Origin of the sequence: Oceanicola sp. 22II-s10i, assembly GCF_002210105.1 — a bacterium.
Classification (GTDB): Bacteria; Pseudomonadota; Alphaproteobacteria; order Rhodobacterales; family Rhodobacteraceae; genus Pseudooceanicola.
On the sequence record NZ_AQQU01000004.1, the window covers coordinates 321,313 to 343,993 of the forward strand.

Annotated in this window: 24 protein-coding genes; 8 read left to right on the plus strand and 16 right to left on the minus strand. The window is 67.3% G+C overall.

What is annotated here, in order from left to right:
- Positions 1 to 23: 23 nt before the first annotated feature.
- Positions 24 to 1,139 (plus strand): DSD1 family PLP-dependent enzyme, encoded by a 1,116-nt coding sequence (locus tag ATO6_RS13305; protein ID WP_088624493.1) that lies wholly within the window; start codon positions 24 to 26, stop codon positions 1,137 to 1,139.
- 1 nt (position 1,140) lies between these two features.
- On the opposite strand, the gene ATO6_RS13310 is transcribed toward ATO6_RS13305, so the two are convergent.
- The 8 genes from ATO6_RS13310 to ATO6_RS13345 form a co-directional block, all read right to left on the minus strand.
- The gene (locus ATO6_RS13310) at positions 1,141 to 2,247 is read right to left on the minus strand and encodes an LLM class flavin-dependent oxidoreductase (protein ID WP_088624494.1); all 1,107 of its coding nucleotides are present in this window, start codon (positions 2,245 to 2,247) and stop codon (positions 1,141 to 1,143) included.
- Between the two features lie 28 nt (positions 2,248 to 2,275).
- Positions 2,276 to 2,791 (minus strand): flavin reductase family protein, encoded by a 516-nt coding sequence (locus ATO6_RS13315; protein WP_176440925.1) that lies wholly within the window; start codon positions 2,789 to 2,791, stop codon positions 2,276 to 2,278.
- A 104-nt stretch (positions 2,792 to 2,895) separates the two neighbouring features.
- Positions 2,896 to 4,407: a tripartite tricarboxylate transporter permease gene (locus ATO6_RS13320; protein ID WP_088624496.1), complete on the minus strand. Its 1,512-nt coding sequence runs from the start codon at positions 4,405 to 4,407 to the stop codon at positions 2,896 to 2,898.
- Between the two features lie 10 nt (positions 4,408 to 4,417).
- Positions 4,418 to 4,873, minus strand: a complete 456-nt coding sequence (locus ATO6_RS13325) for a tripartite tricarboxylate transporter TctB family protein (protein WP_088624497.1) — start codon at positions 4,871 to 4,873, stop codon at positions 4,418 to 4,420.
- Between the two features lie 19 nt (positions 4,874 to 4,892).
- Positions 4,893 to 5,471 (minus strand): nuclear transport factor 2 family protein, encoded by a 579-nt coding sequence (locus ATO6_RS13330; protein WP_088624498.1) that lies wholly within the window; start codon positions 5,469 to 5,471, stop codon positions 4,893 to 4,895.
- A gap of 59 nt (positions 5,472 to 5,530) precedes the next feature.
- Positions 5,531 to 6,283 carry an SDR family NAD(P)-dependent oxidoreductase gene (locus tag ATO6_RS13335; protein WP_088624499.1) on the minus strand — a complete coding sequence of 251 codons (753 nt, stop codon included), beginning with the start codon at positions 6,281 to 6,283 and terminating at the stop codon, positions 5,531 to 5,533.
- A 10-nt stretch (positions 6,284 to 6,293) separates the two neighbouring features.
- The gene (locus ATO6_RS13340) at positions 6,294 to 7,493 is read right to left on the minus strand and encodes a serine hydrolase domain-containing protein (protein ID WP_088624500.1); all 1,200 of its coding nucleotides are present in this window, start codon (positions 7,491 to 7,493) and stop codon (positions 6,294 to 6,296) included.
- Between the two features lie 102 nt (positions 7,494 to 7,595).
- Positions 7,596 to 8,582 carry a tripartite tricarboxylate transporter substrate binding protein gene (locus ATO6_RS13345; RefSeq protein ID WP_176440926.1) on the minus strand — a complete coding sequence of 329 codons (987 nt, stop codon included), beginning with the start codon at positions 8,580 to 8,582 and terminating at the stop codon, positions 7,596 to 7,598.
- Between the two features lie 206 nt (positions 8,583 to 8,788).
- Between ATO6_RS13345 and ATO6_RS13350 the strand changes: the two genes are divergently transcribed.
- Positions 8,789 to 9,844: a LacI family DNA-binding transcriptional regulator gene (locus ATO6_RS13350; protein ID WP_088624502.1), complete on the plus strand. Its 1,056-nt coding sequence runs from the start codon at positions 8,789 to 8,791 to the stop codon at positions 9,842 to 9,844.
- 4 nt (positions 9,845 to 9,848) lie between these two features.
- Here ATO6_RS13350 and ATO6_RS13355 read toward each other — a convergent pair whose 3' ends face one another.
- The 4 genes from ATO6_RS13355 to ATO6_RS13370 all read right to left on the minus strand — a co-directional run bounded on the left by ATO6_RS13355 (position 9,849) and on the right by ATO6_RS13370 (position 14,768).
- Positions 9,849 to 10,934, minus strand: a complete 1,086-nt coding sequence (locus ATO6_RS13355; RefSeq protein ID WP_088624503.1) for a DUF475 domain-containing protein — start codon at positions 10,932 to 10,934, stop codon at positions 9,849 to 9,851.
- 269 nt (positions 10,935 to 11,203) lie between these two features.
- Entirely contained in the window at positions 11,204 to 12,808 is a 1,605-nt protein-coding gene (locus ATO6_RS13360; RefSeq protein ID WP_088624504.1) for a DUF4114 domain-containing protein, read from the minus strand.
- A gap of 98 nt (positions 12,809 to 12,906) precedes the next feature.
- Entirely contained in the window at positions 12,907 to 13,719 is an 813-nt protein-coding gene (locus ATO6_RS13365; protein WP_088624505.1) for a hypothetical protein, read from the minus strand.
- The gene (locus ATO6_RS13370) at positions 13,716 to 14,768 is read right to left on the minus strand and encodes a GSCFA domain-containing protein (protein WP_088624506.1); all 1,053 of its coding nucleotides are present in this window, start codon (positions 14,766 to 14,768) and stop codon (positions 13,716 to 13,718) included. The genes ATO6_RS13365 and ATO6_RS13370 overlap by 4 nt, the downstream gene beginning before the upstream one ends.
- A 285-nt stretch (positions 14,769 to 15,053) precedes the next feature.
- Between ATO6_RS13370 and purU the strand changes: the two genes are divergently transcribed.
- A complete protein-coding gene (gene purU, locus ATO6_RS13375; protein ID WP_088624507.1) occupies positions 15,054 to 15,938 on the plus strand; it encodes a formyltetrahydrofolate deformylase in 885 nt (294 codons plus the stop codon).
- A 28-nt stretch (positions 15,939 to 15,966) separates the two neighbouring features.
- Here the strand turns inward: purU and ATO6_RS13380 are convergent, their stop codons facing one another.
- Both ATO6_RS13380 and ATO6_RS13385 read right to left on the minus strand, forming a co-directional pair.
- Positions 15,967 to 16,398, minus strand: coding sequence for a VOC family protein (locus ATO6_RS13380; RefSeq protein WP_088624508.1), 432 nt, complete (start codon positions 16,396 to 16,398; stop codon positions 15,967 to 15,969).
- Positions 16,399 to 16,418: 20 nt separating this feature from the next.
- Positions 16,419 to 17,657: a lytic murein transglycosylase gene (locus ATO6_RS13385; RefSeq protein ID WP_088624509.1), complete on the minus strand. Its 1,239-nt coding sequence runs from the start codon at positions 17,655 to 17,657 to the stop codon at positions 16,419 to 16,421.
- Positions 17,658 to 17,954: 297 nt separating this feature from the next.
- Here ATO6_RS13385 and secE point away from each other — a divergent pair, with 297 nt between their 5' ends.
- Complete coding sequence (secE, locus tag ATO6_RS13390) at positions 17,955 to 18,146, plus strand: preprotein translocase subunit SecE (protein WP_088624510.1); 192 nt, start codon at positions 17,955 to 17,957, stop codon at positions 18,144 to 18,146.
- Positions 18,147 to 18,315: 169 nt separating this feature from the next.
- Positions 18,316 to 18,849 (plus strand): transcription termination/antitermination protein NusG, encoded by a 534-nt coding sequence (gene nusG / locus ATO6_RS13395; protein WP_088624511.1) that lies wholly within the window; start codon positions 18,316 to 18,318, stop codon positions 18,847 to 18,849.
- Between the two features lie 13 nt (positions 18,850 to 18,862).
- Here the strand turns inward: nusG and ATO6_RS13400 are convergent, their stop codons facing one another.
- Positions 18,863 to 19,471: a ferric reductase-like transmembrane domain-containing protein gene (locus ATO6_RS13400; protein ID WP_088624512.1), complete on the minus strand. Its 609-nt coding sequence runs from the start codon at positions 19,469 to 19,471 to the stop codon at positions 18,863 to 18,865.
- A 6-nt stretch (positions 19,472 to 19,477) separates the two neighbouring features.
- A complete protein-coding gene (locus ATO6_RS13405) occupies positions 19,478 to 19,969 on the minus strand; it encodes a twin-arginine translocation pathway signal (RefSeq protein WP_088624513.1) in 492 nt (163 codons plus the stop codon).
- A gap of 305 nt (positions 19,970 to 20,274) precedes the next feature.
- Here ATO6_RS13405 and rplK point away from each other — a divergent pair, with 305 nt between their 5' ends.
- The 3 genes from rplK to ATO6_RS13420 all read left to right on the plus strand — a co-directional run bounded on the left by rplK (position 20,275) and on the right by ATO6_RS13420 (position 22,671).
- Complete coding sequence (rplK, locus tag ATO6_RS13410) at positions 20,275 to 20,700, plus strand: 50S ribosomal protein L11 (protein ID WP_088624514.1); 426 nt, start codon at positions 20,275 to 20,277, stop codon at positions 20,698 to 20,700.
- A 1-nt stretch (position 20,701) separates the two neighbouring features.
- A complete protein-coding gene (rplA, locus tag ATO6_RS13415; protein WP_088624515.1) occupies positions 20,702 to 21,400 on the plus strand; it encodes a 50S ribosomal protein L1 in 699 nt (232 codons plus the stop codon).
- 395 nt (positions 21,401 to 21,795) lie between these two features.
- Positions 21,796 to 22,671 carry a glycosyltransferase family 2 protein gene (locus ATO6_RS13420; protein WP_217898999.1) on the plus strand — a complete coding sequence of 292 codons (876 nt, stop codon included), beginning with the start codon at positions 21,796 to 21,798 and terminating at the stop codon, positions 22,669 to 22,671.
- Positions 22,672 to 22,681 lie beyond the last annotated feature (10 nt).

The window sequence follows — 22,681 nt, forward strand, 5'->3', positions numbered from 1 at the left end:
GCCGAACGGACGGGAGGTGGTGCATGATCGAAGTGGAAACCCCGGCGCTGGTCCTCGACCTTGACGCCTTCGAGGCGAATGTCGAAACGGCCTTCGGTCTCGCCCGCGCGGCGGGCGTGTCGCTGCGCCCGCATGGCAAATCGCACAAGTCCCCCGACATCGCCCGCCGCCTGATCGCCGCCGGGGCTGTCGGCACCTGCGTCGCCACGCTGGCCGAGGCCGAGGCCATGGTCGCGGCGGATGTGGAGGGCGTGCTGCTGACGGCGCCCGTCGCAACGAAGGGACAGATCGCCCGGATCGCACTGATGCTGGCCGAAGGCGCGGACCTGATGGTCGTTGCGGATCACCCTGACACCGTCGCGCCCCTGTCCGCCGCGGCCGACCGGGCCGGGATGCGGCTGCGCGTGCTGGTGGAGTGCGACATGGGGCAGGCGCGGACCGGTGTGCTGACCGCCGAAGCCGCAGTGACGCTGGCCCATGCCATCGCCGCCGCACCGGGGCTGACATTCGCGGGCATTCACGCCTACTGGGGGCATCTGCAACAGGTCGCGGACATCGCCGAGCGGCGCGCCAGGGTCGAGGCGCAGGCCGATGTGCTGCGCGGCATCATCGCCGATCTGCGGGCCGAGGGGCTGGAACCCGCGATCGTCACCGGCGGCGGGACCGGGACCTTCTCGATCGACCGCGATCTCGGCATCTTTACCGAGCTGCAGATCGGATCCTTCATCTTTCTCGACAGCCTCTATGGCCCGTTGGCGCTCGAGGCCGATGGTACGAACCCCTACCGGCACTCGCTGTTCGTCCGGGCCGCCGTGGTCAGCGCCAATGCACTCGGCAACGACCTGCCGCAGGTGATCGTGAACGCGGGGCTCAAGGCCTTTGCCACCGACAGCGGCCTGCCGCGCCTCGCCTCGGGACCCGAGGGGCTGAACCCGTCGGACACGACCTACCGCTACAAGGGCGACGAGCACGGCGCGCTGATGCTGCCGCCGGGGGCGCCGGTCCGGCTGGGGCAGATCCTCGACTTCGTGCCGTCGCACTGCGATCCGACGGTGAACCTCTACCCCCGCTACCACCTGATGCGCGGGGGCGAATGGACGGGCCACTGGCCCATCCTCGGCCGCACGGGGGCGGCGTAGCTCAGGCGGCCTGACCGGCGAGCTGGCGGCGCGCGCGTTCGACGCGCGGCATCGTCACGCCGATGTCCGCCAGCGGCCCGACCTCGGCCTCGACCCGCGGCACCACCTCGGTCGCGAAGAGCTCGATCGAGCGCAGGGCATCCGCATGGGGGAAGTCACCCACCTGGAAGTGGAAGCACATATGCTTGGGTGTCAGCGCCTTGATCTCGGCGGCCAGCATCTCGGCCACGCGTTCGGGCGCGCCGATCATCAGGTTCTTCTGGATCGCCTCGATGCTGGGTTCGTCGGGGAACGGACGGTCCATCAGCATCGTGCCCTCCATCGACTCCGACCGCCGCCGCAGCGAGGTCGTCAGCCGCGTCTGGTAAAGCACGTTCTCGGCGTAACGCTCGGCCACCTTGGGGTCGTTGGTGATGCACATGTGGCGCTGAACGGCGAAGGGCACCTTGTCCTCGGACACGCCTTCGGCCGCGAAGTTCTCCATGCACCACTGGCGCTGCTGCAGCACCGTCTCAAGCCCGCCGGTCTTGCCGCCGATCAGTGCGCCATAACCCTTCTTGGCCGCGACACCGTGCAGGATGGGATTGTCGCCCGCCATCCAGATCTCCATCGCGCCCGTCGGGCGGGTCGAGATATGCGTCTCGGGCAGGTGGTAATAATCGCCATCGTGGCTGAAGAAGTCCTCGCTCAGCCCCTTTTCGATGATGTCGAGGAATTCCAGCGTCTTGGCCTTGGATTCCTTCAGGTCCTCGCCGAACCGCTCGAACTCGTAGGGCTGGTAGCCGGAGCCGACCCCGAGCACCAGCCGCCCGCCGCTGATCGCATCGACGAAGGCGATCTCGCTCACCAGCCGGGCAGGGCGGTAGAGCGGCAGCAGGACCACGCCGGTCGCCACGCGGATCGTCGTCGTCGCCCGCGCCACGGCGGCGCAGAGCAGCAGCGGCGAGGGGCAGAGCGCGTAGTTGGAGAAATGGTGCTCCGCGAACCACGACGCGGTGAACCCCATCTTCTCGGCCAGCTGCGTCTGCTCGATCACCTCGTTGATGCTCTGCGCCGAGGGCTTTTTCGGATCCCTCCGCTGCATCAGGCTGAACATGCCGAAATCCATTTGCTCTCCTCCTATCGCTGTCGCGAATTCATATCGTGCGGACGGCGGCCCATCCGCCCCTGTGAAACCCGAGCGCCGCGTCCTCGCGGCTCCCGAACAGTTCGACCTCGCCGTAGATGACGAAGTGGTCGCCGACCTCGTCGACGCGCATGGTGCTGCATTCGAACCATGCCAGCGGATCGGTCAGCTTGGGTGTCGCCCCCGCACCGCGTTCCCAGTCGATGCCCCGGAACTTGTCCACCTGCCGCGAGGCAAAGAGCATCGCCATGTCCCGCTGCACGTCGGTCAGGATGTTGACGGTGAACCGCTGCATCCGGCTGAACGCATGGCCCGAGGCGCTGTTTGTCTTGACGCAGAACAGCACGATCGGCGGGTCGAGCGAGACCGAGGTGAAGCTGTTGGCGGTGAAGCCCCGCGGCTGGCCCTGGCTGTCGCGCCCGGTGACGATCGTCACGCCGGTCGGGAATGTCCCGAGCGCGCGCCGGTAGGCGGCGCGGCGGTCCGCGTCGCTTTCGGTCTCGGGTGTGACGGCTGGGGTGCTCAACGGTTCGTCCTGTCGCTTTCGTGGGAAATCTAGCGCGGTGCACGCAGTTGCGCAACCGGATGCATAAGCGGTTTCACGCATATGCGCCTTCGCACCGGTGCCGCTCAATCCTCGGACTCCACGAACACCTCGCGCCGCTTCCCGGCGGTGAAGGGCAGGGCGACCGCCAGCAGCAGCATCACCGTCACCCCGAGCAGGGCCGCCGAGATCGGCTTCATGACGAAGATGTCCCATTCCCCGCGCGAGATGATCATCGCCCGGCGCAGCTGTTTCTCCAGCATCGGGCCCAGCACGATGCCCAGCAGGAACGGCGCCGCCTCGCACCCCAGCTTGCGCCAGAGATAGCCCATCACGAAAAAGGGCAGGATCAGCCAGACGTCGAAGACGTTGTTGCGCATCGAATAGGTGCCGATGACGCAGAACATGATGATTGCAGGGTAGAGGATGCGGTAGGGGATCGTCAGCAGCCGGATCCACAACCCGATCAGCGGCAGGTTCAGCACCAGCAGCATCAGGTTGCCGACCCACATGGAGGCGATCAGCCCCCAGAACAGTTGCGGTTCGTTGCGGATGACCTGCGGGCCGGGCGTGATCTCGTGGATCATCATGGCGGCGATCATCAGGGCCATGACGACGTTCGACGGGATGCCCAGGGTCAGCATCGGGATGAACGAGGTCTGCGCGCCTGCGTTGTTCGCGGCCTCGGGCCCGGCGAGGCCCGCGATCTCGCCCTTGCCGAAGCGTTCGGGATGGCGGGAAAGCTTTTTCTCCAGCACGTAGGATGAGAAGGAGGACAGCACCGATCCGCCGCCGGGCAGCACGCCGAGGATCGAGCCGAGGCCAGCGCCCCGCAGAATGGGCCATGTCGACTGGCGGAAATCGTCCTTCGTCGGCATCAGGCGGCCGACCTTGGAGGTGACCTTTTCCCGGTGGTCGCGGCGTTCGAGGTTGATCAGGATTTCCGACAGGCCGAAGACGCCGATGGCCACGGCGGCCAGTTCCACCCCGTCGAACAACTCGTCGAATCCGAAGGAGAACCGCGTCACGCCGGAGTTCACGTCGATCCCCACGGTGCCCACGAGGATCCCCGCCAGAACCATGCAGATCGCCTTGAGCAGAGACCCGTGCGACAGCACGACCGCGCCCACGAGGCCGAGTGTCATGAGTGAGAAATATTCGGCCGGTCCGAAGGTGAAGGCCAGTTCCGACATCGGCCCGGCAGCGGCGGCGATCACGACGGTGGCGATGGTGCCCGCCGCGAAGGACCCGATGGCGGCGATCGCCAGCGCCGGACCCGCGCGGCCCTGCTTGGCCATCTGGTAGCCGTCGAGCGTGGTCACGACCGAGGAGATCTCGCCCGGCACGTTGATCAGGATCGCGGTGGTCGAGCCGCCGTATTGCGCGCCGTAGTAGATGCCCGCCAGCATGATGAGCGCGGAAACCGGCTCGCCGATCTGGTAGGTGATCGGCAGCAGCATCGCGATGGTGGCCAGCGGCCCGAGTCCGGGCAGCACGCCGATGGCGGTGCCGAGCAGCACGCCGATGAAGCAGTAGCCGAGGTTGGTCAGCGTCAGCGCGGTCGACAGGCCGAGCGCGAGGTTGGAAAGCAGGTCCATTCGGGAAACCTCAGAACACCGTCGGCCAGACGGGCATCTGGACAGAGAGGCCGAGCGCGAAGATCAGCCACGAGAGCAGGACGAGGCTGACGGTGATGATGACCGCCTCGATCATGCGGAAGCCGTGGTCGGCGAAGATCGCGACGAGGCTGAGGATGGCGACCGAGATCACCATGCCCAGCCGGGGCAGCAGGAAGGCAAACAGCGCGATGGACAGCGCCAGCAGCAGCAGTTCGCGCAGGCCGATGCGCTCGATCCGTTCCGTCCCGCCGGAGCGGCCGAGCGAGCGGAGCGCGATCACGGCGCCGAGCAGCGCCATGATCGTGCCGATGGCCGTCGGGAACCAGCCGGGGCCCATGCTGCGCAGCGTGCCCATGCCGTAATCGCGGGCGATCACAATGGTTGCGACGCCGATGGTCACGAACATCACGCCCGACCAGAAGTCCTTCTCGTTCCGGATACGCATCACGCAGGCCCCTGACAGATCACGCGATTCCGAGGTTCCGGCGTTCCTCGTACACCGCGTCGTCCTGATCGCGGCGGCCGGTCAGCCAGTCGGGGTTGTTGGCGGGCGTGGCGGCGGTGACGGCGAAGCTCTGCTTCCAGTCCTGCGCGAGGCGGCGGTGCGCGATCTTCCACCGGCCGTCGCGTTTTTCGAACCGGTCGATGTAGCGGGAGGAGGTCATCAGGTCCATGCCCTCGCCCTCTTTCACCGCCGGGCCGTTGGCCATCATCTGCGCCATCGCGGCCATCGCCTCGGCCGGGTAGCGCTGGAGGGTGCGGACGTAGGTTTCCGCCAGCGCCACGGTCGGAGAGGCGAATTCGATCAGCATGTTGGACACCTGATGCGACGAGAACGGGATCGTCTGGTGGCGGTTCATCACCCAGTCCACGAGGCCGGGGATCGGGCCGTTGTAGGGGCCGTGCAGGTCGATGGCGTCCTCGGTGAAACAGGCGAGCATGCCGTCCGCATCCAGCCGGTCGATGGCGCGGCACCACTTGAGCATCACGTCCTGGATCTCCATCCGGTCGGCGAGGCGGTCGGGGGAATACTGGTCGATCATCGGGTCAGTTCCTTGGTCGGTTTCACGTCGGTATGTTGCGTCGGTGCCGGGTCGGCAGTTCAGGCGGACATGATCCGCCCGCCGTCCACCGTCAGCACCTGTCCTGTAATGAAGGCGCTGTCGTCACTGGCGAAAAAGAGCGTCGCGCGGGCCATGTCCTCGGCCTCGCCCAGACGGCCGAGCGGGGTGGTCCGCTTGCGCAGCTCGATCTTTTCCGGACCCAGCCGTTCGGCAGTAGCGGGGAACAGCACGGCGCCCGGTGCGATGGCGTTGACCCGGATGTTGCGGTCGCCCAGTTCGGCGGCGCTGGCGCGGGTGATGCCGGTGACGCCCGCCTTGACGGCGCAATAGACGATCCGTTCCGCCGTGCCGCGCAGCGCGGCGATCGAGGCGTAGTTGATGATCGACCCGCCGCCCGCCTTTTCCATCAGTGGCAGCGCCGCCTGCGTCGTCCACATCACCGCCTTGAGGCCGATGCCGAACATCTTGTCCACGACCTCTTCGGTCACGTCGGGGATCGCGTCGTAGGAGATCCACATCGCGTTGTTCACCAGCACGTCCAGCTTGCCGTGGCGCTGGTGCACGCCCTCCATCATCTGGTGGCAGGCGGAGCGGCTGGAGATGTCGGTCGTCAGCGCCTCGGCCCGGCCGCCGGCCTTTTCGATCAGGGCCGCCGTTTCCTCGTTCCGGTCGGATGCGATGTCGACGCAGAGCACCATCGCACCCTCGGTCGCGAAAAGCTGCGCCATCTCGCGGCCGATGCCGCCGCCCGCGCCGGTGATCAGTGCGACCTTGCCGTCCAGTCTGCCCATTGTTTGCCTCTCAGATTATGGAATAGGTGGCGTCGATCAGCCGCTTGGCGCGCGGCCCGTTTTCCCGCCGGTTGTGCATCTTGTTCTGCAGGTAGGCGAAGCCGACCCGCGCCTCGGGATCCCCGAAGCCGAGCGCGCCGCCCGCGCCCTGGTGCCCGAAGGACCGGTCGCCGGGTCCGAAGACCACGATGGGCGGCGACGAGCGCAGGAACCCGAGCGCCTGGTTGTAGGTGCGGTCCATCACGCGTTCGTGGATGGAATGCTGGGTCGCTGTCGCTGTCTCGACCGCCTCGGCACTGATCAGCCGCTTGCCGTCCAGTTCGCCGCCACGGGCGAGGATGGCGTAGAATTTCGACAGGGATCGTGCGTTGCCCATGCCGTTGGAAGCGGGCAGCACGGCGCTTTTCCACTGTGCGGAGTTGTACATCTCGCGCGGGATGGCGGGGCTGGCCTTGGCCAGCGGGGCGTCGCGGGCGATGTCCGAGGCATAGATCGTGCCCTCGGTTTCCGACAGGAAATCGGCCACGCGGTCATGCTCGCTCTCGGGCAGGCCGATCCAGTAATCGATGTCGAAGGGTTCGGTCACCTCGGTGCGCAGGAACTCACCGATGTCGCGGCCCGAAACGCGCTTGAACACCTCTTTCAGCAGGAAGCCGTAAGTGCGGACGTGGTAGCCCGCGTCGGTGCCCGGCTTCCATTCCGGGGTGGCGGCGGCCAGCGCGGCGCAGAGGCCGTCGTGATCGAACAGGTCGTTGGGCCAGAAGGGCGCGGGGATCGAGGGCAGGCCGATGCGGTGATCGAGGATCCAGCGGATCAGCGCGCCTTCCTTGCCGTTGTAGCCGAACTCCGGCCAGTATCTGTCGATGGGATCGTCGAGGCTGACCTCGCCCCGGTCCACCAGCATGTGGAAACAGGTCGCCGCGACCGGCTTGGTCGAGGACATGCCGTTTACCAGCGTGTTCTCCTGCCACGGCTTCGTGCAGTCCTCGTCCTGGAACCCGCCCCACAGGTCCGCGACAAGGCGGCCGTCCTGCCAGAAGGCGGCGGAGGCGCCGGTTTCCTCGCCGGTGCGGAAATTCGCGATGAAGGCGTCGACGAAGGCATCCGCGCCCGCGTCGATCCGGCCCCGGATCGGGTAGGTCACGCCGTCGAGCGTGACGGATTCGGAAATGTCGGACTTGGCGGAGTCGGTGGCAGTGGCAATGGTCATCGGATGTCTCTTTCGTCGGATCGGTCCGGGCGCGCTGGTGCCGCCCGGACCGTAAGAACGGCGACCGCTACGGGTCGGATCGCCGTTCAACCGTTGTGCGGATCAGGATTTCTCGATCCCTGCGGCCTTGACCACGCCGCCCAGCGTCTCGCGGTCCTTCTTGACCTTTTCCAGCATCTCGCCGGGCGCCATGTAGAACGGCTCTGCCCCGCGATCGGCCAGCGCCTTCTGGACCTCGTCGGTCTTCAGCACGGCCTCGACGGCGGCCGACAGCTTGTTGACGATGTCCTCGGGCGTGCCCTTCTTGGCGACAAGGCCATACCAGAGGTCGGTCGCGTAGCCGGGGACCCCGGCCTCGTCCATCGTCGGCAGGTCGGGCAGCAGGACCGAGCGCTTGGCCATGGTCACGGCCAGCGGGCGCAGCTTGCCCTCCTGCACCATCGGCAGGCCGGCGACGGTGTTGGTGATCGTCACCTCGATGTGGCCGCCGACGATGGCGGGCATCACCTCGGCATCGCCCGAGAAGGGGACGTGCACGATGTCGGTGCCGGCCATCTGGTTGAACAGGTCCATGGACAGGCGGCTCATCGAGCCGGGGTTGGACGAGGCGTAGTTCAGTTCACCCGGCTTGGACTTGGCCAGCGCGATCAGTTCCTCGATGCTGTTGGCGGGCACGTCAGGGTGCACGACGAGGAAGTTCGGCACCGTCGCGAAACCCGCGATCATGTCGAAATCCTCGACCGCGTTGTAGCCGGGTTCGGCGAACAGGCTTTCGTTCAGCGTCAGGATCGCGGACCAGACCATTTCGACGGTGTAGCCGTCGGCCTCTTTCGACAGCACTTCCTTGGTGCCGATCCGCCCGGACGCGCCGTTCTTGTTCAGCACGATGACCTGCTGGCCCAGTTCCTTGGACAGCCCGTCCGCCAGAATGCGGCCCAGCGTGTCGGTCGAGCCGCCGGCGCCCGCCGGGACCATGAGTTCGATGGCCTTCGACGGGTAATCCTGCGCCGTGGCCACGGGGGCCGAGGCAAGCGTGAAAGCAAGCGCGGCCGCGGCCGGAACCGATCCAGCCAGTTTTTTGATAGACATGTTACCTCCCAGGAGTTTTCCTCCGGTTTTCGCTGATACAACCGGTTGCATAGATCGGTCAACGGATTGTGCGACCGGTTGCACATACCTGTTTTCTTCATACTTCTTTTCGGTAGATCGGCTATCGCCCGCTATGCGCTTTTGCCTGCGCATCCGGCAGGCTAAGCTGGCGCGGCCTGCACAGGGGAGGTTCGAAAGACCCGCGCATGAACGTCCGCCGTTTCCCGACAACAGCCGAAATTTCCCGCGAGGCGGGTGTTAACAAGTCAACCGTGTCGCGGGCGCTGAAAGCCGACCCGAGAATCTCGGAGGCGACGCGAAAACGCATCCTCGAAATCGCCGAAAGCATGGGATACGCGCCGAACGCGATCGCGCAGTCGCTGGCGACCAACAACTCGAACATCGTGGCCTTCGTCGGCAGCGAGACGCAGAACTACTGGTATCAGGAAAACATCCAGACGCTGGCGCGGCAGGTCACGCAGGCCGGGCGGCAGCTGATGCTGTTCCAGGTGATGCGTGGCGGCACGATCGACGACGTGATCCCGCAGATGATCCAGTATCGCGTGGCGGGCTGCATCGTGATCCCCGCGGTCGAGATGACGGATACCGCGGCCGAACGGCTGCGGCAGTTCGGGATCTCCATGGTGCTGCTGAACCGTCCGGGCGAGGCGTTCGGCGCCTCGTCGGTCCGGCAGGATCAGGCCGAGGGCGGGCGCGGCGTGGCGCACTTCCTCGTCGCGGGCGGGCACCGGCGCATTGCCTTCATCGCGGGCAACATGAACCCCGCCGCGCAGGACCGCGAACGCGGGTTCCTGGCCGGGCTCAAGGAGATCGGGGTGGAGCCCTTCGCCATCGACCGCGGCGAATTCACATTCCGTGGCGCCTATGCCGCCGCGACCCGGCTGCTGCAGGCCGAGGTGCGGCCGGATGCGATATTCGCCGCAAACGACATGATGGCCTATGCCACGATCGAGGCGGCACGGGCCGCGGGGCTGACGGTGCCCGACGACCTGTCGGTCGTGGGTTACGACAATGGCCGCGTCGGCGCATGGCCGGGGTTCCGCCTGACCACCGTAGCACAGCCGATCGAGCGGATGTTCGGCGATGCGCTCGGCCTGATCCTCGACCGGCAGGACAAGCCCGACCTGCCGCCCGACCGCGTGGGCATCGCGGCCGGTCTGCTGATCCGCGACTCGGCGCGGGTGCCGGAGGACCTCGGCGCGCTGCCGATCGACTGCCGCCGGGACGGGCCCTTCGGCTGACGCCTCAGGCCGCGTCCTCGGCCGTGCCGCCGTGGATGCGGTTCCAGCGGATCGAGGCCCAGAGCGACACGCCGATCAGCGTGGCCCCGGCAAAGCCGGTGATGACCTCGGGGATCGTGACCAGCGACTGCGCGAACATCACCACCGACAGGCTGATGATCGCGTAGAAGGCCCCGTGCTCCAGATACCGGTATTCGCTGAGCGTCTTGTTCTCGACCAGCATGATGGTCATCGACCGGACGTACATCGCCCCGATGCCCAGGCCGATGGCGATGACCCACAGGTTCTGGCTGAGCGCGAAGGCCCCGATCACCCCGTCGAACGAGAAGGAGGCGTCCAGCACCTCGAGGTAGAGGAATGCCCCCAGGCCCCCCTGCGCCGCCGCGCCGCGCGCGGTGTCGGCATGGTCGAGGAAGCCGCCCAGCACCTCGACCAGCAGGAACGTCAGCATCCCCCAGACCGCCGCATAGATGAAGGTTTCGGCGTTTTGCTCGGACATCACCTGCGCAAAGCCCATGACGATCAGCAGGACCACCGCCACCTCGACGCCGCGGATGCTGGCATAGCGGCACATCCGGCTTTCCAGCCAGCGCACCCAGTGGATGTCCTTTTCCTCGTCAAAGAAGAACCTGAGGCCAACCAGCATCAGGAACGTCCCGCCGAAGGCCGCGATCGGCAGATGCGCATCGTGCATGATGTGGGCGTATTCCTCGGGGTCGGAGATCGAGAGCTCGATGGCCTCGACCGGGCCGATGTTGGCGGCGATCACCACGATCAGCAGGGGGAAGACGATCCGCATCCCGAAGACAGCGATCAGGATGCCCCAGGTCAGGAACCGCTGCCGCCAGATCGGCTTCATGTCCTTCAACTTGTTCGCGTTGACGATGGCGTTGTCGAAGGACAGCGAGATTTCGAGCAGCGCGAGGACCGCGCAGATGAAGAAGATGTTGAGCGTGCCACTGAGCGTGCCGGTTGAGTGCCAGCCCACATAGGCGCCGAGGATGAGGCCGAGCACGGTGACGGCAAAGGCCCAGCGAAAGAAATACAGGGTGGAACGGCCCGAGGCGGGACCCGAGGAACCTATCGACATACGACAAAGCTTTCCCGGCGGCTGGATCACTGTTTTCGGTGCCGACATCACGAAAGAGCCGCCGCTTCCGCCAGAGGGGCCCGGTCACCGTTATGCTGCCGTTGTCAGTCGTCTGGGTCGTCGCGGCCCTTTCCTGATACGCAGGTCCGGCGGCGGATGCCCATGCTGGAATCGCCCTGCCGGTGATCCGGCAAGCTATCTCAAAATACGACGCCGTCCAGTGGGGTGTCGGTATCCGGCCCGCGCTAAGGCGTGCGGGATGGCGGATGCTACAGCAGGATATCCTCGTCCGGGGTGATCCACAGAACGACATCCTCGAAATCGGAATCGCCGCCGCCGAACAGGTCCTCGAACCCCAGCGTGATCGACACGCCATCGTCGTTGATCCCGGCGATCACGTGCTGCAGCCCGTCGGAATTCTGGGCCGCCGCGAGGCTGTGGAACACCTCGATCTCGGCGACTTCCTGGTCCGCCATCAGGCGCATGCCGTCGCCGTCGGCCAGGGTGGCGGGTCCGCCGCTGCGGTTAGTGAACCGAAATTCCGCCCCGTCGTTGTCCTGGACCCAGCCGGCGCCGTCCTGCAGGACGAAAAAGCCGACGCCGTTCCCGTCCTCCACCCCCGTAACCGTGGCCGAGGCGGGGCCGGACTTGGCGCTGTCGAAGAGGATCCGCACATCCACGATCCGGCCCTGGGGTGTCACCTCGTAGACGCCGACCGCGTTGTCGAATCCGGCAAAGCCGACATTGATCAGCTCCACCCTGAAGTCCGTTTCGCCGTCGCCGGTCAACATCGGCTGCACCGTGCGGGGATCGAATTGCGCTGGATCGACGGCCCGCCCCTCGGCCAGGGCGGGGGTGGCCGCCCCGAGGACGATGGTCGTGTCACCACCTTCATGGACAGTCAGGAACCTGTCGTCGCGGAAATCGCCCCTGATTTTCAGTAGTCCGTCCGCCGCGCCGTCGCCGTCGGTGTCCATTGCCAGCCGGGCCTGCTCCGGACCTATGGAGAGGTCCGTCGACGACAGCAGGGCGTCGCGCACCTCGATCCGGTCGAGACTCGAGAAATCGGTGATCGCATCGCCCGCCAGGTTGGCCGCCGTTCCGACGTAGCGGTCGGGCCCGCCGCCGCCTGTCATGACCTCGGCCGCATCGGTCGCCTGCAGCACATCGCGGCCCGGACCGCCGGTCAGGTCGCGGACAGCCGTCTCGGCATCGTGTCCGCCGACATCGGTTCCTCCGACATAGGGCAGGGCGGCGACCAGTTCCTGCGCAAGGCTGTCACTGAAATCATCCGAGTAGTGCAGCGGATCGGAGAACATTTGCGCAGTCCCCATGCCGTCGCGGGCTGCGATGGCGTCGGGATCGACGGTCAGGAAGCCCGGAGCCGTGCCCAGATCCTGCTGCGCCGCCATGATGGCCGCCCAGTTGACCCGCGAGTCCGCCTGCGGGGCCGCGGCGGAGAGGCGCGAGACGATGAACGGTGCCTCGTCAATGCCGGTGCCGGGGCCGATGGCGGTGCCGACTGCCTCACTCAGGCCGGACCACAGCGCCCGGACGCGCGCGGCATAGTCGTCCGGCACGCCCGCGCCATGCGTGTCGCCTTCGCCCTGCACCCAGATCATTCCGGCGATCTTGCCGTCGGGGGTGTCGCGCAACGCCGTGACCGCGGCCTCGGTCAGATCGTCGGGCAGTTCTGAGGGCGTGAACCAGTCGTCCTTGCCGTCGCGGGGGCGGGTCAGGGGCGCGCCCGACGCATGGACATCGACGAGGACATATTCTCCGCCCCCGTAGCGCGCGGCGAGGGCCGCGTCGATTTCGTCGGATACGCGACCGGCATTGCTCTGCCCGGCCAGCAGAATGATCGGAACAGGCATGACCGCACCTCCACCTGGCGTGGGGGCAGGATGGGTCAGAGGAGTTAAGACAGGCCTATTCCGGATCGCGGAATTGCTGCGGTTTCGACTCTAATTATTCAGGCGGCGAGGTCGCGCAGGGCGGCGGACACGTCGCCCATCACCAGCGCGCCATAGGTCCCGCCGGTGTGCAGGAAATCGTCCTCGGGCTGGGGCTTGTTCAGGCTCAGCCGCATCGCGTCGCGGGCGTATTCGTTCCTTGTCAGGAAGTGCCGGGCGATCGTTGCGGGGGGCTGCGGCAGGACGCGCAGGTTGGCGATCCCGGCGAATGCACGGTCATGCGCCACGCGCAGCGCATCGGCCAGCGCCGGTCCGTCGCCGCCGCGCCGGACGCGCTGGAAGACCGGGTTGTTGCCCTTGCCGTCCAGCATCCGCTCTGCGGGGAAGGGCTGCGGGACGATCAAGACGGGCACGTCGCTGGACCGCCGCAGGGCCATCACCATGCGGAAGGTGAATCGCGTCTTCAGCGCCTCGGTCAGCGCGGCCTGATAGGCGGGCACGGTGATGAGCGGCTGACGCAGCGGCGGGGCGAAGGGCTGCGCCGCCTTCTCCAGCGCCGCGGCGCCCGAAGGCCAGCCCGACACCGTGTGCTTGCGCACCAGCGCCACCGCGGAAAAGGCCGAGGCAGTCTCGCCCACGAAGGCCACGCCGTCGAAATCCGCGAGGTCCAGGTCGTGCGGGGTGCCGATCATGTCCAGCCGCTCGCGCAGGGCGGGGGTGGTGGCGTACAGCCGCGTGCCATCCAGCGCGGCGTCCTCGATCCCGCCCGCCGGTGCGGCATAGCAGGTCATCGACAGGCCCGGTGTCGGGCTGTCCCGTTCCGCCAGCATCAGCATGGCGACATGCGAGGCACCGATCACGCAGAGCTTCATGGCCGGGCAAAGGCGTCCAGCATCGCCTCCTCGCAGATCACGTCGTCGCGCGCCTCGGCCTCGGGGTCGGCGGGGGCGACAAGCGCCGCGGGGCGCGACACGGGGCCGAGTGCGGGATGCGCGCCGAAGAAGCACGACATCACGGTGTCCACCGCCTCGCGCCGGACGGAGCGGAGGTTGTCCTCGTACATGCGCGCGCCGAAAGGGATGCCGGTGATGATCTCGTAGGACGAGAAATAGTCGGTCGCGGCGTCGTCCAGAACCATCTCCTCGGCCACGGCGCGCAGGACGGACTTGGAATAGGTCGTGGCGCGCAGCACGTGGTGGCCGCTCGCCGTCGCGGTCAGCGGGACGGGCGACACGGTCAGCAGCACGCGCATGTCGGGGGCAAGGTCACGCATCAGGGCGCGGGCGGCTGCCATGTCCTCCAGCGTGTCGGCGAAGCCGAGGTTGACGAAACGGTGCCGGGCCGCGTCGAATTCCCCAGCGATGACGCCGGGGGCGGTCGGGTAGACACGTCCCGTCCCGGCATCCTCCCACGCCTCGGTCAGGCCGAGCGTGAAGACGAAGACATCCGTCTGGCCAAAGATCGACCGCACCCGGCGCAGGTGATCCAGCCGGTGCGCGCGCAGCTCGGCCACGGAGCCGTAGCCCTCCGGTTCCGTGTTCGGGCGCAGGGCGTCATAGACGCGGTCGCCCTTCGTCCAGATCGCGCTGTCGTCGACGGTTTCGGAGACGCAGTCCTCCAGCAGCTGCCGCAGCTGGCGGGCGGTGTAGACATTGCCGTATCGGGCCGAGAACAGGCCGTAGCCGAACCTCTGCGCCGCCTCGGCGGGCATGGTGGCGGGCGCGGGCTCCACGTCCACCAGCTCCAGCGTCGAGGCGCGGACGTAGCGGCCGATGTTCTGGGCGAAACAGCTGCCCGCCGTCGCGATCCGCATGCCGGGCTCCAGCGCGAATTTCGGCTGGTAGAGGCCGGGCAGCAGGAAATCCCCGCTGTCCCGGCAGAGCCGCCAGAACGCGTGATCGGGAAGGTCGGAATAGGGCATCGTGCGCCTTTCGTCGTGCAGTCGTGCCAGAGGGTAGTTCCCCAAAAACGGCGCGACAAAGGCGGCAGTCGGGCAGGGGACCGGTTTCACCGGCGAGTGTGACGGACACGGCACGCGGGTCGGGCCGCTGCCCGGCGGCACCCCCGGACCGCGCCCGAAAACGCGCCGGCGACACGCGCGGTCGGAAACGGATCGTGGAACGTCCATTGTATGCTTGCGGCGGGTCCGGGGTTCAGGCCAGAACCCTGCGAAACGAAACGGGTCCGGCCAACAGAGGAAGCCCACATGGAAAATTTCGTCCTGACCGTCCAGTGTCCGTCACGGCGCGGCATCGTCGCCGCCGTCTCCGGCTTTCTGGCGGAGCACGGCTGCAACATCACCGACGCCGCGCAGTTCGACGACACGCAGACCGGCCGCTTCTTCACCCGCATCAGCGCCCGGTCGGAAACCGGCACCACGCTCGACGCGCTGCGCGAGGGCTTCGTGTCCGTGGCCGAGCCCTTCGAGATGGACTGGAGCATCCGTGACACGGCGGGCCGGGTGAAAGTCCTGCTGATGGTGTCGAACTTCGGCCATTGCCTGAACGACCTGCTCTACCGCTGGCGCATCGGGGCGCTGCCGATCGACATCGTGGGCGTCATCTCCAACCACCTGACCTACCAGAAGGTCGTCGTGAACCACGACCTGCCGTTCCACCACATCAAGGTCACCGCCGACACCAAGGCCGCAGCCGAGGCGCGGCTGATCGAGGTGGTCGAGGACAGCGGCGCGGAACTGGTCGTGCTGGCCCGCTACATGCAGGTGTTGTCCGACGATCTGTGCCGCAAGATGTCGGGGCGGATCATCAACATCCACCACTCCTTCCTGCCGTCGTTCAAGGGCGCGAACCCTTACAAGCAGGCCTACCAGCGCGGGGTCAAGCTGATCGGGGCGACCGCCCACTACGTGACCGCCGATCTGGACGAAGGCCCGATCATCGAGCAGGACACCGTGCGCGTCACCCATGCGCAGAGCCCGTCCGACTACGTCTCGCTGGGCCGCGACGTCGAGGCGTCCGTGCTGGCCCGCGCGGTCCATGCGCATGTGCAGCACCGGGTGTTCATCAACGACGACAAGACGGTGGTTTTCCCGGCAAGTCCGGGATCCTACGCCTCCGAACGGATGGGCTGAACACGGCAGTGCGGGGGGCAACCCCGCCCTAAGCTGGCTCTGATGCGGGGCGCCGGCCGAGATCCTGGAAGAACCGCAGCAGGTAGCCGTCGGGATCGGCGACGACGAACTGTCGCGACCCGGCCTCTGCGGCGTCGATGCGATACCATTTGTCCTCGACCGGCAGGAACAGCGGATGACCGGCTTCGTCCAGCGCCGCGACCAACGGCGCGATCTCCGGCACCTCGATTTGCACATTGAGCCCCCGCCCGAACGGATATCCGTCCGGCAGGTGCCCCCCGTCGAAGTCCCGGCCCAGCCCGATCTGGTCGATCATGATCTCCGCCGCGCCGAGGCGGAGGTAGCAGAAGCCCTCCTCATCGCGCGCATAGACGCAGTCGAACCCGAGGACGTCGCAGTAGAATGCCCGTGACGCCCGCCAGTCCGAGACGGCGAACTCCGGGACCAGGGCGTTGGCCATCCTCGCCTCCCGCGCGGGCCCTAGCCCAGCCTTTGCAGCAGCGCCTGCGACGGCTCGCCCGTCTCGGCCATGCCGTTCGCGCGCTGGAAAGCGCGGATCGCGGCTTCGGTCTTTTTCCCGAACACCCCGTCCGGCGTGCCTGCATCGTAGCCGCTGGCGGTCAGCCGTGACTGGATGCGCTTGCGGTCGTCGATGGTCAGGCCGTAGGCGTCCGGTCCGAAGTTCCCGCGCAGTGGCCCGGCCCCGGCGATACGGTCCGACAGGTGCCCCAGCCCGATCGCGTATTTCTCGGCGTTGTTGTAGCGCAGGATGACGCGGAAGTTGGGCAGCGCAAGGAACGCGGGTCCGTTCGATTGCGGCCTCAGCAGCCGCGCCGAGGTGCCGCCCGACAGCCGTCCTCCATCCGCGCGCCGCACGCCCGCCGCTGCCCAGCCGTCCAGCGACCGTGCACCGCCGCCGACACCGGCGGGCACGGACACCTCGTAGCCCCAGGGCTCGCCCCGCCGCCAGCCGGACTTGCCGAGGTAGTTCGCCGCCGAGGCCAGCCCGTCGGTCGGATCGTCCGACCAGATGTCACGCCGTCCGTCGCCGCGGAAATCGACGCCGTAGGCCTCGAAGGTCGTGGGGATGAACTGCGTGTGGCCCATGGCGCCCGCCCAGCTTCCGGTCATCCGCGACGGGCTGATGTCGCCCCGCTGGAGGATCTTGAGCGCCGCGATCAGCTGGCCTTCGAAGAACGCGCCGCGCCGCCCGTCGTAGGCCAGCGTCGACAGGGCCGAGATCACCGGGATGTCGCCGCGCCGGGTGCCGTAGCTGCTTTCCATGCCCCAGACCGCCGTCACGACATTGGCCGGAACGCCGTAGCGGGACTCGATCGCCGACAGCAGGGCGCGGTTGCGCGACAGGGCCGCGCGGCCGTCCTGCACCTTGCCCTCGTTCGCGGTGATGGCGAGGTAATCCTCCAGCGTGCGGCTGGTCTCGGCCTGGTTGCGGTCGCGCTCGACCACGCCGGGCAGGTAGCCCGCATCGGCGAAGGCCGCCGACAGCGTGGATTGCGAGATGCCGCGCCCCGCCGCGCGGCCCTTGAACGAGGCCACCCACGAGTCGTAGGCCGGGTTCGGGGCGGGCCGCAGGGTCGGGTCCATGGCGGTCGTCGCCGGGCTGCCTCCGCCGGAGCGGAGGCCGCCACCGCCGCCGCACCCGGCCACCAGCGCCGCCGCGCCCGTCATCGTGATCCATCGCCGTCTGGTGATCTGCATGCCCGTTCTCCCTGCCTGTTGCGCCATCCTTGGCCGGACGGCCCGGCAATTCAAGCGCTGCCCGCCTCGCAGTTTCGTGATCGGCATACCGGCGCGCGTTCAGGTGCGTGTCCCGGCGGGTGGCATGGCCGTGACGCCGCGACGCGGGGCGAAAAGGCGGGCGAGCGGCGCTGGCGGCTTGAAATCGCCGCCCGCTCCGCGTATCTGCGACCGAACTCCGCGTCCAATGGCGTGTCGGTGCCAAGACCGACGTGACCCCGACGCGACACCGACGTGATACCGACAGCGGATTTAGCCATGGCCAACCCGATCCAGTTCATCAACCAGACCCGCGCCGAGATCGCAAAGGTCGTCTGGCCGACCCGTCGCGAGGTGCTGCTGACCACGGTGATGGTCTTCATCATGGCGACGCTCACCGCGGTGTTCTTCGCGCTGGTCGACATCCTGATCCGCACCGGACTTCAGGGCCTGCTCTCGCTCTTCTCCTAGGGCTTGAAATCCTGAGGGTCAGGCGGTAAACGCGCCCCTACTTCCCTTTGAAATGGCGTGCGGCGAGTCGAGTTGCACGCCGATTTTTATTGGGGGTGGTGCAGGCAAGCGTCTGTATTTGAAACGGAATTCCCGGCCCTTGTGGCTGGCGGAAGGGAACGGCTGAGAGATGGCGAAACGGTGGTATTCGGTGAGCGTTCTGTCGAACTTCGAAAAGAAGGTCGCCGAGCAGATCCGTCAATCGGCCGTCGAGAAGGGGCTTGAGGACCAGATCGACGAGGTTCTCGTTCCGACCGAGGAAGTCATCGAGATCCGTCGCGGCAAGAAGGTGTCCACCGAACGCCGCTTCATGCCGGGCTACGTGCTGGTCCACATGGAGATGTCCGACGAGGGCTATCACCTGATCAACACGATCAACCGCGTCACCGGTTTCCTGGGGCCCCAGGGTCGTCCGATGCCGATGCGGGATGCCGAGGTGAACCAGATCCTCAACCGTGTTCAGGAAGGCGAGGAAACCCCGCGCACCCTGATCCACTTCGAGGTTGGCGAGAAGGTCAAGGTCAACGACGGCCCGTTCGAGGACTTCGACGGGATGGTCGAGGAAGTGGACGAGGACAACCAGCGCCTGAAGGTGATGGTCTCGATCTTCGGCCGCGAGACCCCGGTCGAACTGGAATTCACCCAGGTCTCCAAGCAGGGCTGAGGCCCGTCGCGGCCTAGCTGCGCGTGCCCGCCGTCCGCCTGCGCTTCAGCGGGCGGAGCAGGCGCAGGTCGACCAGCGCCGCGACCGTCGCGGCGAGCGCCGCGAGGCAGAGCACCCATTTCGACACCGGCTCCATCGCGCCCTCGATCTGCAGGGCGTGGATCACCGTCGCGAGAACCACCACCAGTGCCAGCAGGTTATGCGCCGCGCGCCACAGCGCGGGACGGATGCGGCGTCTGAGGGCGACGAGCAGGGCGGTCAGCAGAACGCCCCACATCGCCGTGACGCCGTAGACCGAGAAGGGCGTCGGCGACACCAGCAGCAGCGCATCCAGCGTGTCCGGCGGACTGGTGACGTAGAGCCCGCCGACATGCACCAGCACCAGCACGACGACTATCGCACCCGTCCGGCGGTGCCACCGCCGCGCGGTGGCGAGCGCGGGGCCGGGCAGATATCCTGCCGCCAGCAGCGGCTGGAGCAGCAGCAATGCGAGGCTGAGTATCCCGGCGAACCCGCCCGCGATGTAGGCCGCGCCGCGCCACTGCAGCAGCGGGCTGACCGCCGCGAGGGCGACCGGAACGATGATCAGGGCAACGACGGCGGCCCAGACAAGCGGACGCATGGCGCGTCAGGCGGGGGCGAGGACGAAGTCCGCGCTGACCGAGGTGTCCGAGGCGCTCGGCATCACCGGGCGCAGGAACACCGTCTGGAACTGTCCGTCATCATAAGCGAGATGCGCGTGCGGCTGGCCGAAATTCGGGACGATCTGTTCGGTCTCCAGCCGGAAGGTGCCGTCCGCGGCGGACAGGACACTGCCGTGGTTCCGCGGCTCGCGCTCGCCGCCGAGCGTGGTGGCGGCCCAGATCTGGATCCGCACGCCTTCCAGCGGCGCGCCGTCGCCCGCGCGGCGGACGGTGCCGGTGACCCAGAACCCCGACCCGAGACGCTCGACCAGCGGCGCGCCGGGGCGGTAGTTGTTGGCGCCGCCGCGCATCGTCTGGGTCGGCGGGAAGCTGGCGGCGCGCAGGGGCGACACCAGCCCGGCGGGGGCGGCGAGGGCGAGGGCCGCGAGGCCCGCGCCGGAAAGGATGGACCTGCGGTTGTAAAACGGCGATTTCATGCGGCAGTCTCCGTTTGCTGGCGTCGGTCGTGCGGGTATGGACGGCCCGCACCGGTCTTGGGACAGAGCTTAGGTCAGTCACACTCCGCCGCGAAACACCGGATCGACACGATCACGTGACCGCGCCGCCGGGTTCAGCCCGCTGAGGGCTTGCCAACCGCCCCCGCGCCATGTATTGCGCGCGCCTGTCGTCCCCCGGACGGCACCCAACGTGGGAGGCGCGCGCATCGCGGTGTGCAGACCGGACCACGCCACATGAAATCCCCGGCGTCGCGTCGCGGGGGAGATGGAAAAGGAGAAGGCCAATGGCCAAGAAACTCATCGGGCAGCTCAAGCTGCAGGTGAAGGCCGGTCAGGCGAACCCGTCGCCGCCGGTCGGTCCCGCGCTCGGTCAGCGTGGCATCAACATCATGGAATTCTGCAAGGCGTTCAACGCCAAGACGCAGGACATGGAACCCGGCGCGCCTTGCCCGACGGTGATCTCGTATTACCAGGACAAGTCCTTCACGATGGAAATCAAGACGCCGCCCGCGTCCTATTACCTCAAGAAGGCCGCCAAGGTTCAGTCCGGGTCCAAGACCCCCGGTCGTGCGAACGCCGGCTCCGTCTCTGTCGCCCAGGTGAAAGAGATCGCCGAAGCCAAGATGAAAGACCTGAACGCGAACTCCGTGGAAGCTGCGATGCAGATCATCCTCGGTTCGGCGCGCTCCATGGGCATCGAGGTGAAGTAAGATGGCAAAGCTCGGAAAACGCACCGCCGCCGCCCGCGAAGCCTTCGCCGGCAAGGAAGACATCTCTGTCGAGGACGCGATCGCGCTGATCAAGGCGAACGCATCCGCCAAGTTCGACGAGACCGTCGAGATCGCGATGAACCTCGGGGTCGATCCCCGTCACGCCGACCAGATGGTCCGTGGCGTCGTGTCGCTGCCGAACGGCACCGGCAAGACCGTCCGCGTCGCCGTCTTCGCCCGTGGCGCCAAGGCTGACGAAGCCCAGGCCGCCGGTGCGGACATCGTCGGTGCCGAAGACCTGATGGAATCCATCCAGGGCGGCAACATCGACTTCGACCGCTGCATCGCGACCCCGGACATGATGGGTGTCGTCGGTCGCCTCGGCAAGATCCTCGGCCCGCGCAACCTGATGCCGAACCCGCGCGTCGGCACCGTGACCATGGACGTCGCCCAGGCCGTCAAGGACGCCAAGGGCGGTCAGGTCCAGTTCAAGGCCGAAAAGGCCGGTGTCGTGCACGCAGGTGTCGGCAAGGCTTCCTTCGACGCCGCCAAGCTGGCAGAGAACATCCGCGCCTTCGTGGATGCCGTCTCCAAGGCCAAGCCGACCGGCGCCAAGGGCACCTACATGAAGCGGGTCTCGCTCAGCTCCACCATGGGGCCGGGCGTGTCGGTTTCGGTCGAAAGCGCGACCGGCAACTGATCCGACCTGATTTCGGTATCGGAACGGGGCGTCCCAAATGGGGCGCCCCGTTTCCGTTTCGGCGCCGGGAAGGGGCCGCCGGCGCGAAAAAATCCCGATTGTTAAACTTTCGGACACAATCGCCTTAATCTGACCACATTTGCCCGCCAGTTTGATCCCTGAGGCGGGCAGAGCAGTGCACCGTTGCGGCGGCGGAATCGGGAAAACCCGGACGCCGCCGCGTTATCCCTCAAGGGGGGCAGGTGATCCGCCCGAAAAGAACAGCCGAAACAACGGCGACGGGTAAGATGAGCAGGTTTCATACAGGCGCCCCCAAGGGGCGCGATGTCACGAGTGCGCGCCGTAGCGCGCCGCTGATCGTCGGCACGATCATGCGGGAGACCCCAGAGGTCACCATGCGGTTCATTGCATGGTACCTGGTGCAGGGGGCCGACCGCGTCTGCATCCTGTTCGACAACCCCGACGATCCCGCGATCGCGATGGTGCAGGACCATCCGCAGGTCGATTGCATCCGCTGCACCCCCGAATTCTGGCGAGAGCTGGAGCTGACCCCCGGCGACCGTTTCACCCGGCGGCAGAACCACGCGATGACATGGCTCTACCGCCAGTGTCGCGAGGGCTGGTTCCTGAACGTGGACGCGGACGAATACGTCTGGCTGGATGGCCGCTCTCTGCGCGAAGAACTGGAAACTCTGCCCGACGTGGTGCGGGGCGTGCGCATCCTGACCGCCGAACGCATCCAGACGCCGGGTCTGCCGGGACATCATTTCCGACTGCAGACCTTCGGTGCGGGGCGGGCAAAGGTCTATGGCCCCGAGGGCAATCCGCTGATCCGCCGCAGCGGCATGATAGGGCACCACATCGGCAAGGCCGTCACGCGGGCGGGGATCAAGGGTGCCTTCCTGCGCCAGCACTGGGCCGACGGGCCCGGCGGCGAGCGGCTCCAGGACCTGTCACTGGGCCGCAAGGAAGGCGCTTACCTGCTGCATTTCCACGATGCGGGCTACGAGACCTGGCGCGCCAAGCTGGACTGGCGGCTGGCCTCCAGCGGGTTCCGGGACATCGCGGTCGAAGCGCTGACCAAACTGCGCGACGCGCCTGACGGCGAGGCGGGGATGCGCGCGCTCTACGACCATGCCTGCCTGTTCGATCTCGAACGGCTGGAGGAACTGGAACAGGTCGGCGCGCATCTGGGACTGGACTTCGATTTCGACGTGCTGGTCGAGGCGGCCTTCGCGCCCCGGTCCGAGCCGGCGCGGCGCGTGGCGTGAGGCGGCCGGG